This is a genomic window from Actinokineospora sp. PR83 (assembly GCF_021056305.1).
Lineage (GTDB): Bacteria > Actinomycetota > Actinomycetes > Mycobacteriales > Pseudonocardiaceae > Actinokineospora > Actinokineospora spheciospongiae.
On record NZ_JAJCXD010000054.1, the window covers coordinates 76,814 to 90,601 of the forward strand.

The window sequence follows — 13,788 nt, forward strand, 5'->3', positions numbered from 1 at the left end:
CTGACGGAGCGGACCGGTGCGCGCTGCTCGTACTATCCAGCGAAAGGCCCACCCCGAGGAGGACCACCGATGCCCATCGCCACACCCGAGGTCTACGCGGAGATGCTGGACCGGGCGAAGGCGAGCGAGTTCGCTTACCCAGCCATCAACGTGACGTCATCGGAGACGCTCAACGCGGCGCTGCGCGGCTTCGCCGAAGCCGAGAGCGACGGCATCATCCAGGTCTCCACCGGCGGAGCGGAGTTCGCCTCCGGCACCAAGGTCAAGGACATGGTCACCGGCGCGGTCGGCCTCGCCGAGTTCGCCCACGTCGTGGCGGCGAAGTACCCGGTCAACGTCGCCCTGCACACCGACCACTGCCCCAAGGACAAGCTCGACGGCTACGTCCGCCCGCTCATCGCCATCAGCCAGGAGCGCGTGGACGCGGGCAAGAACCCGCTGTTCCAGTCGCACATGTGGGACGGCTCGGCCGTGCCGCTGGAGGAGAACCTGGAAATCGCCGCCGAACTCCTGGAGAAGGCGGCCAAGGCCCGCATCATCCTGGAGATCGAGGTCGGCGTGGTCGGCGGCGAGGAGGACGGCGTCGCCAACGAGATCAACGACAAGCTCTACACGACCGGTGAGGACTACCTCAAGACGGTCGACGCCCTCGGCGTGGGCGAGAAGGGCCGCTACCTGCTGGCAGCCACCTTCGGCAACGTCCACGGCGTCTACAAGCCGGGCAACGTCAAGCTGCGCCCGGAGATCCTCAAGCAGGGCCAGGAGGTAGTCACCCAGAAGCTGGGCCTCGACCCGGGCTCCAAGCCCTTCGACCTGGTCTTCCACGGCGGCTCCGGCTCGCTGCTGGAGGAGATCCAGGAGGCGGTGTCCTACGGCGTCATCAAGATGAACATCGACACCGACACCCAGTACGCCTTCACCCGCCCCATCGCCGCGCACATGTTCGGCAACTACGACGGCGTGCTGAAGGTCGACGGCGAGGTCGGCAACAAGAAGGCCTACGACCCCCGCAGCTACCTCAAGGCGGCGGAGCAGGCCATGGCCACCCGCATCACCCAGGCCTGCGAGCACCTCAAGTCCGCGGGCCGCATGATCGCGGGCTGAGCATTCGAGGGTCGCGCATCACGGGTTGAGACAGCGACGGCGGCGGGGCACCTGCACAGGTGCCCCGCCGCCGTCGCTGTGTTCAACGCTGCTTGGCCCAGCCCCGGAACTGGTCGAATGCGGCGGGCGCCAACACCAGGTGACCGCTGTCCGGGCTCTTGCTATCCCGAACAGCCGCTCCCACCGGGAGATTCGCCAACTCAACACACTGCGCGCCACCCCCGCTCCGGCTCGACTTGCGCCAGGTCAGCCCATCCGGGGCACTCGGGGAGATCGACATGGTGGGGACTTCCTTACTCGAGCTCGGTGATCCGCCGTTTCAGCTCATCCTGACTGGCTTGTTCACCCAACGCCAGATCGCCGGCCTGCTCGAAGGCCAAGCTGTAGCTATCGGTGGTCTTGAGGTAATCGGCTCCGGTCAGCGTCTCGGTGTAGGCGATCCGGGCATTGGCGGGTTCGATCCACAAGAGCGTGAACGGGTTGCACAGCCCCGCCACCGCCCCCGCGGACCACGGCACAACTCGGATCGAGACGTTCGGCAGCTCACCCAGCTCGACGAGGCGCTGCAACTGGTTCGCGAGAACTTCCCGCCCACCTGCCTCGCGGTACAGGGCCTCCATGCCGAGCACCGCCAAGACCTCCGCCTTGGCGCAGCGCAGCCGCTCACCCCGCTCCCGCCTCGCGTGCGCCATCCCCGCCACCTGCGCGCCGGGAATCACCGGCGATCGCATCAGTTGGGCGCTGGCGTACTCCACGGTGTGGAAGATGCCGGGGATCTCGTTGTAAACCATGCGGATCTCGGTGGAATCACGCTCCAAGGCCACGTACTGCCGCCCGAAATCGGTGACCCGTTCCGGTGCGGCTGACCGCCGCCCATCAGCGGCGAGCGACCGCAACTGCTCCGCCTCGTGCCCACTCACCCCGTAGATCCGCAACATCTCGTCGCACTCCCGGGGCTTGGTCGCCAACTGCCCCGTCTCCACCTTCGACAACTTCCCCCGGTACCACCCCAGTGCGGCGTTCGCCGCCTCCAACTCCACCCCGGCGCGTTCTCGTAGCTCCCTCGCTCGCGCCCCGAAGATCAACCGCTGGACCACCGGTCCCGGATCAGTGCTGTTCACACCCCGAGCCTGCCCGCCCATCCCGCGTCTCACCGAGCGTACTGACAAACGTCACCCTTTGAGTCTCATGATTCACCCACGTGAGCAGCGTGCCTCCTGCGTCTCAAACGTAATCTCCAGTCATGCGCACCAACTCGCACATCAGCATCAGCACCGGCGTCATCTGCACCGCCGCCGTCGACCTCCGGGCCATCCCCGGCCACGGCGACGCCTACGACTTCGTCTTCGAATCCGACGACCAGCACTTCGCCTTGGCCTTCGACGCCCCCACCCTCGCCCGCTTCATCGACCTGGCCCAAGACCTCCTCGCCCAGCAGGCCACCCCACCCGTCGCGCCCTGAACCCGCCCGCCCCGCTGCCGCCCGGCCCCCGCGCGGCATGATGGCCCCATGAACCTGCTTGGCGGACCCGACCCCACATTCCTGCCCGACCGGCCCGAGCAGCAGGCCGCCCTCGAAGCGGGCCAGGACCCGGTCGAGGTCGTCACCGGCACCCCCGACTTCAGCGAGGCCTGGGCCGCCCTGGCCGAGAAGTCCCTCGCCGACGGCCAGCCCGTCACGGCCTACGCCTACGCCCGCACCGGCTACCACCGCGGCCTCGACCAGCTCCGCCGCGCGGGCTGGAAGGGCCACGGCCCCATCCCGTGGTCGCACCGCCCCAACCAGGGCTTCCTCCGCGCCCTCGCCGCCCTCGCCAAGGCCGCCCAGGCCATCGGCGAGACCGAGGAGCACAACCGCTGCGCCACCTTCCTCGCCGACTCCGACCCCCAGGCCCCCGCCGCCCTCGGCCTGGCCTGACCCCTCGCCCCCCGACTTCACCCGACCCAGCGACACGAGTTGTCCACAGGCAAGATCCACACCGCCCCAAACCCGCATCCCCGCAGGTAGAATGGCCTCAAGGGCCGCGAATCCCCTCGGGAGGGTGGGGGTTGTGGATGGTGTCGCGCGCGCGGAAGTCGATCTTGGGGTGGTGCGGCGGCGGGCAGTCGCGGCTGCGCCTCGATCGTGTCTCCGGGCACGTCGCGGGCGCGTGTCGGTCGCGCCTGCGAACAACGTGGGCACACCCCGGCCGCGTCCTGGAACGGGGACGTGGCCGGGGTGGTGCTCCACACGGGGGTCAGCCGCTCCACGGCTCAGGGCAGGCTTCGAGGCGCGGGGTCAGCCGTTCCAAGACCCGAGAAGTGTGGTGCGGCTCCAAGGGCGCGGGGCCGCATGGGCTCCGGAAGGCGGGAGCCGGTGTGGCTCGGGGTCGGTGCGTGGGCGGTCCGCTTGCGGGGGATCAGCCAGCGGGGCGGTTCAGCACGCCTGCCAGCAGCGAGTGCACCGCCGCGTGGTCGGCCGGGTCGGTGAGCTTGCACTGGCCGCCGCGGAGGCGGTACCACTCGTCGGCGCCCGCGTAGCGGACCTTGGCGGTGACCACGCCGTCGGTGGTGCTCACCGTGCGCAGTTCCAGGTCGCCGGTGACGACGCCCGCTTCCTCGGTCATCAGGCCGGGCCCCGCGCTCAGTGGGGAGGTGTACTCGTTCAGCATGTGCCCAGCATGTCCGACAGCGCCGCCTTCTCCGTGGTGTTGACCGTCAAGTCGTAGGTGGATTTCACCTGGATGAAGGCGCGCGCGTACTCGCACCACGCCGATTCCAGCGGCGGCTTCCAGGTGTCCGGGGTCTGGTCGCCCTTGGACTGGTTGACGTTGTCGGTCACCGCCCATAGCTGCGGGCCGTCGAGGTCGTTGGCGAACGCCTCGCGTTCGGCGGTGGTCCAGGACGCCGCGCCGGAGCGCCAGGCGGCGGCCAGCGGGACCATGTGGTCGATGTCGACGTCGGAGGTGGCCGTCCAGGTCTCCCCGTCGTACGGGCTGGTCCAGCTCCCGGTGTCGGCCGCGCAGTCGGTGCCGACCTCCACGCCGTCGCCGTCGCGCTTGAGGACCTCCTCGCGCGTGTCGCAGGAGCCGTCGACGGTGTGCCAGTGCGGGAACTCGTCCCGCGAGTAGCCGTCCATCGGTCCGTCGGCGGCGACGGTCAGCGCGGCGAGCTGGGTGGCGGCGGCGGACGCGCTCGGGATTCCCGGTGGTGTGGCGCTCGCTGTGCCCGCGGTGCCGACCAGTGCCCCGGCGGCCAGCAGCAGGGTGATTCCGGCAGTGCGCAGTTTCCCCGACGAAAACATGCCACTTCCTCTCGGTCCGGTGTGTGGATCAATCACGACCCTGACGGAGGCGGCTGACCCTGGCAATGCTTTCGGGTGACACACGGTCGACGGATGGTGAATACGGGGAGAGTCGGAACTTTGGTCGCGGGCCGAACGGGCGAAGGGGCCCGCGGCGCGGGCCCCTCCACCTCGGTCAGCAGCGGTCGAGCATGGTCAGCAGCGCCGACTTCTCGCCCGAGGTGACCTTCAGGCCGTACTTGTACTTCACCGTCGTCCACGCCTTGGCGTAGGTGCACCAGTACGAGGCCAGCGACGGCTTCCAGCTCTCCGGGCCCTGGTCGCCCTTGGACTGGTTGACGTTGTCGGTGACCGCGAGCAGTTGCGGCGCGCTCAGGTCGTTGGCGAGCTGCTGGCGCTTGGCGGTGGTCCACGACGCCGCGCCCGAGCGCCACGCGTTGGCCAGCGGGACCATGTGGTCGATGTCGACGTCCGACGCCAGCGTCCAGGTCGCGCCGTCGTACGGGCTGTACCAGCGGCCGGAGGTCGCCGAGCAGGACGAGTCGGTGACCACGCTCGTGCCGTCGCGCTTGAGCACCGTCTCGCGGGTGTCGCACGCCCCGGAGATGGTGATCCAGTGCGGGAACTTGTCCCGCGAGTACCCGGTCATCGAGCCCGCCGCCGCGACGGTGAGGGCGCTGAGCTGCGAGCGCGCGGTGGCCTCGCTCGGGATGCCCGGCGGCGTCGCGGCGGCGGTGCCCGCGAAGCCGACGAGGAGGCCGGTGGACAACAGCAGGGCGCCGAACAGCGCCCGGAGCTTCGACATTCTTCCTCCGGTGGCAGGGGTGGAGGGTCGACAGGGACGGGACTGACCCTGTCGGGGTCAGGTGGAGTGCGTCATACCTCTGAGTGACACTCCAACGACCGAATGTAGAAGCTCCGGGTTACCGCTGGGTTCAACTGGCAACTGGTCACACCGGGCAGGCGGGCCGGTTGGCGGGCTCCGGGTCCGGCCAGAAGCCGAACCGCGGCCGCGACGGGCTGATCAGCCCGGCCGTGCAGCCCCGGCTCCGGATGGTCGCGTCGGAGTACGAGGTGCCGGTGCTGAGCCCGCTGATGTCCCGTAGCTGCACCACCGGCTCGTCGAAGTAGACCGTCGGGCGGTCCTTCGGCTGCACGCAGGACGACGGCACGAACGACCACACGCCGTAGGTGCTGCCGCCCGCCCGGGGGGCGCTGACCAGGGCGACCGAACCGTCCTGCGTCACGTACCGGTACGACACCTTGGTCAGGTCCAAGTCGACCCGCTGGGTGGGGTCCACCACGTCGTCGGCGTTGTCGCGCCGGGTGTAGTTCAGCGACGGGGTGCACTGCTCGCCCGCGGTGAGCGTCACCCGGGTGCCGAAGGTGATCCGCCGCCACCCGGTGGTGCCGCCCTCGGTCACCTTCCGCAGCGAGTGGAACGGCGCGTTGATCGCCCCCACCCAGTCCCGCCAGCGGTCCGCGTCGGTGCCGCACCGCTCCGGCACCCCGGCCAGCCCACCGGACTGCGAGGCCCTGGTCAGGTTCGAGCGCAGCACCCAGCCGACCGGGGTCGCCATGGCGTGCGCGGTGGTGACCCGGATCCGCACCCAGCCGCCGCAGTAGGCCGTCACCTCCGCCTTGTCGCCCTTGACCGCGTTGGCCAGCACCAGTCGCCCCGGGTACTCCCGCACCGTCGACCGGTCGGTGGAGATGGTGTCGGCGGTCGCGGCCACACCCTCGGGTGCCACCGCCACCCCGATCGCGGCGGCGGCCACCAGGCCGAGCGCCCACGTCATCCGCTTCACTGCGCCTCCTTCGCTGCAACACGCTTGGGTGGCCAGTACCTCGCAAATTCCCCACCGGTGGCAGCGGTGGTGCGCGAACGGTCAACGACAGTGCACTCGCGGAACGCCTCGGGCCGTCAGACGATCCCGCCGTTGGCGCGCACGACCTGCCCGTTGATCCAGTGGCCCTCGGGTGAGCTGAGGAAGGCGACGACCGCGGCGATGTCCTCGGGGGTGCCCAGCCGCTCCAGCGGCGCCTGCCGCGCGAGCCCGGCCACGGTCTCCTCGTCCTTGCCGTCGAGGAACAGCTCGGTCGCCGTCGGCCCCGGTGCCACGGCGTTCACCGTCACGTCCCGGCCGCGCAGCTCCCGGGCCAGGATCAGCGTCAGCGCCTCCACGGCCGCCTTGCTTGCGGCATAAGCCCCGTAGGTGGGGAACTGCAACCCCAGCACGGAGGTGGAGAAGGTCACCAGCGAACCGCCCGCGCGGACGCGGCGGGCGGCCTGCTTGGCGACCACGAAGGTGCCCCGGACGTTGGTGCGGTGCAGGTCGTCGAACGCGTCGAGGTCGAGGTCGGCGATCGGGGAGAGCACCATCCGCCCGGCCGCGTTGACGACCACGTCCACACCCCCGAACTCGCGCTCGGCGGTGTCGAAGACCTCGGCGACCGCGTCGGGGTCGGCGACGTCGGCCTGGACGGCGAGCGCTCGGCCACCCGCCCCGGTGATGTCGCCCGCGGTGGCCTCGGCAGCAGCCCGGTTCCCGGCGAAGGCGACGACGACGGGCAGGCCCCGGCCCGCGAGTTCGAGGGCGACCGCGCGCCCGATGCCCCGGGAACCGCCGGTCACGATCGCAACCCTGTCTGTGGTGTTCATGGGTTCCACGATGCGCGCTCCCGACCCGGCCTGGCAGAGGCTGCCCATGGTGGGGACGGCAACCCCTGGGTCCGGGCCGCGCCCGCGGGCACACTGGTCCCCGTGAACAGCCCGAAGTACGCCGAACTGGGTGCGTTCCTGCGATCGCGGCGCGACCGGATCCGCCCGACCGACGTCGGCCTCCCCCACGGCCCGCGCCGCCGCGTCCCCGGCCTGCGCCGCGACGAGGTCGCGCAGCTTACCGGCGCGTCGGTGGAGTACTACACCGAACTGGAACGGGGCGCGGGCGCCCAGCCCTCCGAGCAGATGCTGGCCGCGCTCAGCCGCGCCCTGCGCCTCTCCGGCGACGAGCGCGACCACCTCTACCACCTGGCGAACCGCCCGGTCCCCGTCCAGGGCGGCGCCGCCTCGCACGTCCACCCGGGGATGCTCAACCTGCTGGACCGGCTCGACGGCACCCCCGCGCAGGTCATCACCGACCTGCACGTCACCCTCGTGCAGAACCCGCTCGCGGTGGCGCTGACCGGCGACCAGTCGGGCCTGCGCGGCATGGGCGCCAGCCTCGTCTACCGGTGGTTCACCGACCCGGCCGCCCGCGACCTCTACCCGCGCGAGGACCACGACGCCCAGGGCCGCGTCCTGGCCGCCGACCTCCGGGCGGCAGCGGCCCGCCGCGACACCGCCGACACCGAGGCCGCCGCCATGGTCGACGCGCTGCTGGCCGAGTCCGCGGAGTTCGCCGAGGTGTGGGCCGAGCACGACGTCGCCTTCCGCCGCAACGACCGCAAACGGCTCGTCCACCCCGTGCTCGGCCTGCTGGAGGTCGACTGCCTCAACCTGTTCAGCGAGGACGGCCGCCAGCGGCTGCTGTGGTTCACCCCCACCGCGGGCACCGACACCGCCGACAAGCTGGAACTGCTGGGCGTCCTCGGCACCCAGGACCTCACCGCCGACCGGACGTGAGCGGGCTCAGAGGAGGCCGCGGGCCACGCGCAGGTCCTCGGTGTGCCGGTACCAGGTCCACTTGGCCGCGTCCGTGGGCACGCCGTCGCGCTCGAAGCGGGTGCGCAGGCAGCCGATCTGGAACGCCCGGCCGTGGTGGGTGCTCACCTTCCTGGTGAACAGGCCGCCCCGGGTGACCCTGGCCACCAGGCCCGGGCCGCCGTCCGGGTCGGGGGCGACCTCGATCCGCTTCGCCCGGCCGCGCAGCGCCGTCTCGTCGTCGCAGTAGGCCACGCCCTGCGGCTGGTCGACCACCCCGCCGCCGACCAGGACCCCACCCGCGTCGTCGCGGATCAGCGGGAACGGGTCGACCTCCCCCGAGACGGCGACCGCGGCCAGCCGCTCCTGGGCACGTGGCAGACCCCACAGCGGCACCACCCGCGACCCGTCCGGGTCGATCGGCAGGTAGCCGACGGCGACCGCGCCGAGCCGGTCGGTCCGCATCAGCCGCAGCACCACGGCGGCCAGGTCGGCGTCGGTGCCGTGCACCACCAGCCGGTCCCCGGCGAACGACTTCAGCACCGGGTCGAGCGCCCCCCGGCCGGGTCGTTCGGGCAGTTCGACCAGGTCAAGCCCGTGACGCACGGTGAGCGCGTCCGGGCGCGCCGTGGTCGTCGCGTTTCCGCAGGCCAGCACGAGTGCGCTCACGGTTGTCTCCTGGTCTAGTCTCAGTTACCGGCATTCGCACCGAGGCAGCGCGGGAACGGGTGTCACAGTCTCTCCAACTGCCAACACCTGGAGTTTCACATGCCGGCTATCGTGCTGATCGGCGCCCAGTGGGGCGACGAGGGCAAAGGCAAGGCGACCGACCTGCTCGGCGAGCGGGTCCAGTGGGTCGTGCGTTACCAGGGCGGGAACAACGCCGGGCACACCGTGGTGCTGCCGGACGGTCAGGACTTCGCGCTGCACCTGATCCCCTCCGGCATCCTCACCCCCGGGGTGACCAACGTGATCGGCAACGGCGTTGTCGTCGACCCCTCGGTGCTGCTCACCGAGCTGGCAGGCCTGGAAGCCCGCGACGTCGACACCTCCCGCCTGCTGATCTCGGCGGACGCGCACCTGATCATGCCCTACCACGTGGCGATCGATAAGGTCACCGAGCGCTACCTCGGCAAGGCCAAGATCGGCACCACCGGTCGCGGCATCGGCCCGGCCTACCAGGACAAGGTGGCCCGCGTCGGCGTCCGGGTGCAGGACGTGCTGGACGAGAAGATCCTCCGGCAGAAGGTCGAAGCCGCCCTCGACATCAAGAACCAGATGCTGGTCAAGGTCTACAACCGCAAGGCCCTGGAACCCGAGCGCGTGGTGGACGAGGTGCTGGCCGCCGCGGAGGGCTTCGCGCACCGCATCGCCGACACCCGCCTGCTGCTCAACCAGGCGCTGGAGCGCGGCGAGGTCGTGCTGCTGGAGGGGTCGCAGGGCACCCTGCTCGACGTCGACCACGGCACCTACCCGTTCGTCACCTCGTCCAACCCGACCTCCGGCGGCGCCAGCGCGGGCTCGGGCATCGGACCCACCCGGATCACCACGGTCATCGGCATCCTCAAGGCCTACACCACCCGCGTGGGCTCCGGGCCGTTCCCGACCGAGCTGGACGACGACATGGGCGAGCGGCTGCGCAAGGTCGGCGGCGAGATCGGCGTCACCACCAAGCGCCTGCGCCGCACCGGCTGGTTCGACGCGGTCATCGCCCGCTACGCCAGCCGGGTCAACGGCATCACCGACTACTTCCTCACCAAGCTGGACGTGCTCTCCGGCCTGGAGAAGGTGCCGGTCTGCGTCGCCTACGAGGTCGACGGCACCCGGGTCGACGACATGCCGATGACCCAGACCGACGTGCACCACGCGGTGCCGGTGTACGAGGAGCTGCCCGGCTGGTTCGAGGACATCAGCTCCTGCCGCACCTGGGAGGAGCTGCCCGCGAACGCCCGCGCGTACGTGGAGCGGGTCGAGGAGCTGTCGGGCGCCCGCGTCTCCGCGATCGGCGTCGGCCCCGGCCGCGACCAGACGATCGTCCGCCACGAGATGGTCTAGCACTGCGCGCACTCCCCCTCGGCCCGCACCGCCCGCCGGTGCGGGCCGAGGCGTTCCCGGATGCCGGGACCCGTTGACGCGCCGAGCACCGCTCCGCAGACTCGAACCGAGTCCACCACCCGTTCAGTCCACTTGCGACTGCGGGTGGTCGTGGCCTCCTCGCAGCACGGCAGTTCCCCGACCCCGCAGCGCGCCGTGGGCGCCACCCTCAACTGGTTCCTGCCCGCCGCGCATCGTCGAGCGCCTGCACGCCGACCGGGCCGAGCACTCCGCGCACCGCGAACCCGACATCGACTACCTCGCCCAGGCCGCCCGCGCCGCCGAGCGCCTCGGCTTCCGGGACGTGCTCACCTCGACCGGGACGTTCTGCGAGGACGCTGGATCACCACGCCCGCACCGACGAGTTCCTCACCGTCCTGCGCGGCGCCTGGTCCCCCCGAACCGTTCACCTTCACCGGCGAACACCTCCGGGTCACCGGGGCCACCGTCCTCGCCCCACCCGACCCGGCCCCGGCCATCTACTTCGGCGGTTCCTCTCCCGCGGCCGACCCGGTCGCCGCCCGGCACGCCGGCGTCTACCTGACCTGGGGCGAACCCCCGGCCCAGGTCGCCGAGGTCGCCGGCCTCGTCGAGCAGTACCACGCCGTCGGCGTCGAGGAGTTCGTCCTCAGCGGCTACCCGCACCTGGAGGAGGCCTACTGGTTCGGCGAGGGCGTCCGCCCCGAACTGGTCCGCCGCGGGCTCCTGGAGGACACCACCACCGGCACCCACGAACCGCTGCGGGCCGCCGCGTCGTAGTCACTCGCGCGACAGGGCGGCCTCCTCCAGGTCCAACTCCCGCTGCACCCGCCGCAGCGTCTCGTCGTCGATCTCCCGCCGGTCCCTGGCCGCCACGAACTCCGCCCGCTCCGCCGACAGCATCTCCCGCCGCAACCGCCGGAACGCCGCGGCCGGGCTCTCCTCCTCCTGCCGCCCCAACCGCTCCCACGCCGCGTTCCCCCGGTGCTCCGCGAGCGCCCGCAACCGCGCCGCCAGGTGCTCCGGCACCGCGCTCGACCCGACGATCTCCTCCAGCCGCGACACCGCCGCCCGCGCCGCGTTGTTCTGCACCTGCGCCTCGGCGAGCGCCCGCTCCTGCTCCCCGGCGTCGCGCACGCCCAGCCGCCGGATCAGCGCAGGCAGCGTCATCCCCTGCAGGAGCAGCGTCCCCACGGTCACCACGAACGTCAGCAGCAGCACCACGTCGTGCCCCGGCATCTCCAGCGGGATCGCCGCCGCGGCGGCCAGCGACACCACCCCGCGCATCCCGGCCCACCCGAGCACCGTCACCTGCCGCCACCCCGGCGCGGGCTCCCGCTCCCGGATCCGCCGGAACAGCCACCTCGGCACGTACGCCGCGGGGAACATCCACGCGAACCGCACCAGGATCGCCGCCAGCAGCACCACCGCCGACGCCCCCAGCAGGTCCCACCCCGGGTCGGCGTCCGCCACGGCCGTCCGCACCTGCAACCCGATCAGCGCGAACACCAGCGACTCCAGCAGCACGTCCAGCGACTTCCACACCGCCGTCTCCTGCAACCGGGTCGAGAAGCCCGCCGCGGGCGCGTTGTGCCCCAGGTACAGGCCCGCCACCACCACGGCCAGCACCCCGGACGAGTGCACCTCCTCGGCCAGCAGGTACGCCCCGAACGGCACCAACAGCCCCAGCGCGCTCTCCAGCGCCCCGTCACCCACCCGCAACCGGACCGCGTGCACGACGACGGCCACCACCAGCCCCACCGCCACCCCGCCCACGGCCGCGACCAGGAACGTCACCAGCCCGTCGCCCCAGGAGATCGCCGACCCGCCCACCGCGGCCGCCACCGCCACCTTGAACGCGGTCAGCGCCGTCGCGTCGTTGCCCAGGCTCGCCCCGGTCAGCAGCGTCATCGCCCGCCGGGGCAACCCCAGCCTGCGCCCGATCGCCACCGCCGCCACCGCGTCCGGCGGCGCCACCACCGCCCCCAGCACCAGCGCGGGCGCCAGGCCCAACCCCGGCACCACCCAGTACGCCACCAGCCCGACCACCGCGGTCGTGGCCAGCACCAGCCCCACCGCCAACAACCCGATCGGCCGGATGTTGGCCTTGATGTCGAGGTAGGAGCTGTCCAGGGCGGCCGAGTACAGCAGCGGGGCCAGCACCACCAGCAGCACCAGGTCCGGGTCCAGCCCGAACTCCGGCACCCCCGGGATGAACGACACCCCGATGCCCACGGCGGTCAGCACCAGCGGGGCGGGCCAGTCCACGCGCCGGGCCAGCGCCGTCACGGCCCACGACCCGACCAACAGCAACAGCAGTTCCACCCGTGCCTCCAACACCCGCCCGCCCTCTGCGCGAGGATGACCCATAGTCGCCCGAGAGGACCACCGATGAGTTGCGCACACACCGAAGACCTCCCCACCGGGGTGACCGCCGACGCGACCGACGAGTGCCCCGACTGCGCCGCCCTCGGCGAACGCCACTGGGTCCACCTGCGCCAGTGCCTCACCTGCGGCCACGTCGCCTGCTGCGACTCCAGCCCGCACAAGCACGCCACCGCCCACCACGGAGCCACCGGCCACCCCGTCATGCGCTCCCGCGAACCGGGCGAGTCCTGGCGCTGGTGCTACCCGGACAACCGCCTCGTCTGACTCGGAGGACAAAGAGGCCGCCACCGGGTTCCGGTGACGGCCTCTCGCGGCTGAGTGGTCTACGCGCGCGGGAAGTTCTCCGCCCGAGAGGCGACCGCGATGTCGGGGTTGTCACTGAACACCCCGTCGACCCCGGCCTCCCAGAAAGCGCTCAGCTCCGCGAACAGGTCACCGTAGTTGGCCGCGACGGCGTCCGACCGCAGGTTCTTCGGCAGGAACGCGTTCTCCGCCCGGAACGTGTACGGGTGCACCTTCAACCCCACCGCGTGGGCGTCGGCCACCAACCGCGTCGGCTGCGCCAGGTTGCCCGCCGCGTCCCGCGCCACCACCTGGTTCTTGTCCGGCCCGACCCCGTCGGCGTAGGTCGAGACCTCCTTGAGGCCCTGGGCGCTGACGATGTCGGCGTAGGTCCGCTTGTCCCCGGCCGCCACGAAGTCGTAGGGGGCGCCGGAGGCCGAGGTGAGCTGGACCAGCGGCACCCGCAGCTCCCGGTGCAGCGCCTTGAGGTTCGCCACCTCGAAGGACTGCACGAACACCTTCGCGTTCCGCCGGTTGAGCCCGTTGCTGTTGAGCACCCGCACCAGCTTGGGCTCCAGGGCCAGCCCCTGCCGCTGGAAGTAGGTCGGGTGCTTGGTCTCCGGGTAGATCCCCACCTCGCGCCCCAGCTCCCGCGAGAGCCGGTTCTTGAGGTCGATCACCTCCTGGAGCGTGGGCACCTGGTGGCGCCCGTTGTGGATCGTGTTCTCCTGCCGGACGTCCGGGATCCGCTCGGTCGCCCGCAACGTCTTCAACTCGGCCAGCGTGAAGTCCTCGGTGAACCACCCGGTCACCTGAACCCCGTCCAGGTCCTTCGTCGTCCGCCGCCCCGCGAACTCCGGGTGCGCCGCGACGTCGGTCGTCCCCCCGATCTCTGGCTCGTGCCGGGCCACCAGCACGCCGTCCTTGGTGGAGACCAGGTCGGGCTCGATGAAGTCGGCCCCCATCCGCGCCGCCAACTCGTAACTGGCCAGCGTGTGCTCCGGCCGGTAACCCG

At 71.6% G+C, this 13,788-nt stretch carries 16 protein-coding genes and 1 pseudogene; 7 read left to right on the plus strand and 10 right to left on the minus strand.

Going from position 1 to position 13,788, the window contains the following annotated elements:
- Window positions 1-69 precede the first annotated feature (69 nt).
- Entirely contained in the window at window positions 70-1,104 is a 1,035-nt protein-coding gene (gene fbaA / locus L6E12_RS19360; RefSeq protein WP_236229330.1) for a class II fructose-bisphosphate aldolase, read from the plus strand.
- A gap of 82 nt (window positions 1,105-1,186) precedes the next feature.
- Here the strand turns inward: fbaA and L6E12_RS19365 are convergent, their stop codons facing one another.
- Both L6E12_RS19365 and L6E12_RS19370 read right to left on the minus strand, forming a co-directional pair.
- Window positions 1,187-1,384 carry a DUF397 domain-containing protein gene (locus tag L6E12_RS19365; protein ID WP_236229331.1) on the minus strand — a complete coding sequence of 66 codons (198 nt, stop codon included), beginning with the start codon at window positions 1,382-1,384 and terminating at the stop codon, window positions 1,187-1,189.
- Between the two features lie 13 nt (window positions 1,385-1,397).
- Complete coding sequence (locus L6E12_RS19370; RefSeq protein ID WP_236229332.1) at window positions 1,398-2,225, minus strand: helix-turn-helix transcriptional regulator; 828 nt, start codon at window positions 2,223-2,225, stop codon at window positions 1,398-1,400.
- Between the two features lie 122 nt (window positions 2,226-2,347).
- Between L6E12_RS19370 and L6E12_RS19375 the strand changes: the two genes are divergently transcribed.
- Together L6E12_RS19375 and L6E12_RS19380 are read left to right on the plus strand one after the other, a co-directional pair.
- A complete protein-coding gene (locus L6E12_RS19375; protein ID WP_236229333.1) occupies window positions 2,348-2,566 on the plus strand; it encodes a hypothetical protein in 219 nt (72 codons plus the stop codon).
- Window positions 2,567-2,614: 48 nt separating this feature from the next.
- Window positions 2,615-3,022 carry a DUF3151 domain-containing protein gene (locus tag L6E12_RS19380; RefSeq protein ID WP_236229334.1) on the plus strand — a complete coding sequence of 136 codons (408 nt, stop codon included), beginning with the start codon at window positions 2,615-2,617 and terminating at the stop codon, window positions 3,020-3,022.
- 481 nt (window positions 3,023-3,503) lie between these two features.
- Here the strand turns inward: L6E12_RS19380 and L6E12_RS19385 are convergent, their stop codons facing one another.
- The 5 genes from L6E12_RS19385 to L6E12_RS19405 all read right to left on the minus strand — a co-directional run bounded on the left by L6E12_RS19385 (window position 3,504) and on the right by L6E12_RS19405 (window position 7,049).
- Complete coding sequence (locus L6E12_RS19385; protein ID WP_052021897.1) at window positions 3,504-3,755, minus strand: hypothetical protein; 252 nt, start codon at window positions 3,753-3,755, stop codon at window positions 3,504-3,506.
- Window positions 3,749-4,387, minus strand: coding sequence for a DUF1524 domain-containing protein (locus tag L6E12_RS19390; RefSeq protein ID WP_236229335.1), 639 nt, complete (start codon window positions 4,385-4,387; stop codon window positions 3,749-3,751). The genes L6E12_RS19385 and L6E12_RS19390 overlap by 7 nt, the downstream gene beginning before the upstream one ends.
- Before the next feature lie 175 nt (window positions 4,388-4,562).
- A complete protein-coding gene (locus tag L6E12_RS19395; RefSeq protein WP_236229336.1) occupies window positions 4,563-5,192 on the minus strand; it encodes an HNH endonuclease family protein in 630 nt (209 codons plus the stop codon).
- Window positions 5,193-5,337: 145 nt separating this feature from the next.
- The gene (locus tag L6E12_RS19400; protein ID WP_236229337.1) at window positions 5,338-6,195 is read right to left on the minus strand and encodes a hypothetical protein; all 858 of its coding nucleotides are present in this window, start codon (window positions 6,193-6,195) and stop codon (window positions 5,338-5,340) included.
- A 116-nt stretch (window positions 6,196-6,311) separates the two neighbouring features.
- On the minus strand, window positions 6,312-7,049 hold the full coding sequence (locus L6E12_RS19405) for an SDR family oxidoreductase (protein WP_236229338.1): 738 nt from the start codon (window positions 7,047-7,049) through the stop codon (window positions 6,312-6,314).
- Window positions 7,050-7,151: 102 nt separating this feature from the next.
- Here L6E12_RS19405 and L6E12_RS19410 point away from each other — a divergent pair, with 102 nt between their 5' ends.
- Window positions 7,152-8,012: a helix-turn-helix transcriptional regulator gene (locus tag L6E12_RS19410; RefSeq protein WP_236229339.1), complete on the plus strand. Its 861-nt coding sequence runs from the start codon at window positions 7,152-7,154 to the stop codon at window positions 8,010-8,012.
- Between the two features lie 6 nt (window positions 8,013-8,018).
- Here the strand turns inward: L6E12_RS19410 and L6E12_RS19415 are convergent, their stop codons facing one another.
- Complete coding sequence (locus L6E12_RS19415) at window positions 8,019-8,699, minus strand: hypothetical protein (RefSeq protein WP_236229340.1); 681 nt, start codon at window positions 8,697-8,699, stop codon at window positions 8,019-8,021.
- 99 nt (window positions 8,700-8,798) lie between these two features.
- Here L6E12_RS19415 and L6E12_RS19420 point away from each other — a divergent pair, with 99 nt between their 5' ends.
- Both L6E12_RS19420 and L6E12_RS19425 read left to right on the plus strand, forming a co-directional pair.
- Window positions 8,799-10,085, plus strand: coding sequence for an adenylosuccinate synthase (locus L6E12_RS19420; protein ID WP_236229341.1), 1,287 nt, complete (start codon window positions 8,799-8,801; stop codon window positions 10,083-10,085).
- 232 nt (window positions 10,086-10,317) lie between these two features.
- Window positions 10,318-10,883 (plus strand): annotated as a pseudogene (locus tag L6E12_RS19425) (LLM class flavin-dependent oxidoreductase).
- Here L6E12_RS19425 and L6E12_RS19430 read toward each other — a convergent pair.
- The gene (locus L6E12_RS19430) at window positions 10,884-12,428 is read right to left on the minus strand and encodes a Na+/H+ antiporter (RefSeq protein ID WP_308075036.1); all 1,545 of its coding nucleotides are present in this window, start codon (window positions 12,426-12,428) and stop codon (window positions 10,884-10,886) included. It lies immediately after the preceding pseudogene.
- Window positions 12,429-12,494: 66 nt separating this feature from the next.
- Here L6E12_RS19430 and L6E12_RS19435 point away from each other — a divergent pair, with 66 nt between their 5' ends.
- On the plus strand, window positions 12,495-12,755 hold the full coding sequence (locus L6E12_RS19435) for a UBP-type zinc finger domain-containing protein (RefSeq protein ID WP_236229343.1): 261 nt from the start codon (window positions 12,495-12,497) through the stop codon (window positions 12,753-12,755).
- A gap of 59 nt (window positions 12,756-12,814) precedes the next feature.
- On the opposite strand, the gene L6E12_RS19440 is transcribed toward L6E12_RS19435, so the two are convergent.
- Window positions 12,815-13,788: glycerophosphodiester phosphodiesterase (locus tag L6E12_RS19440; RefSeq protein WP_236229344.1), on the minus strand; the 974-nt coding region annotated here is incomplete at its 5' end.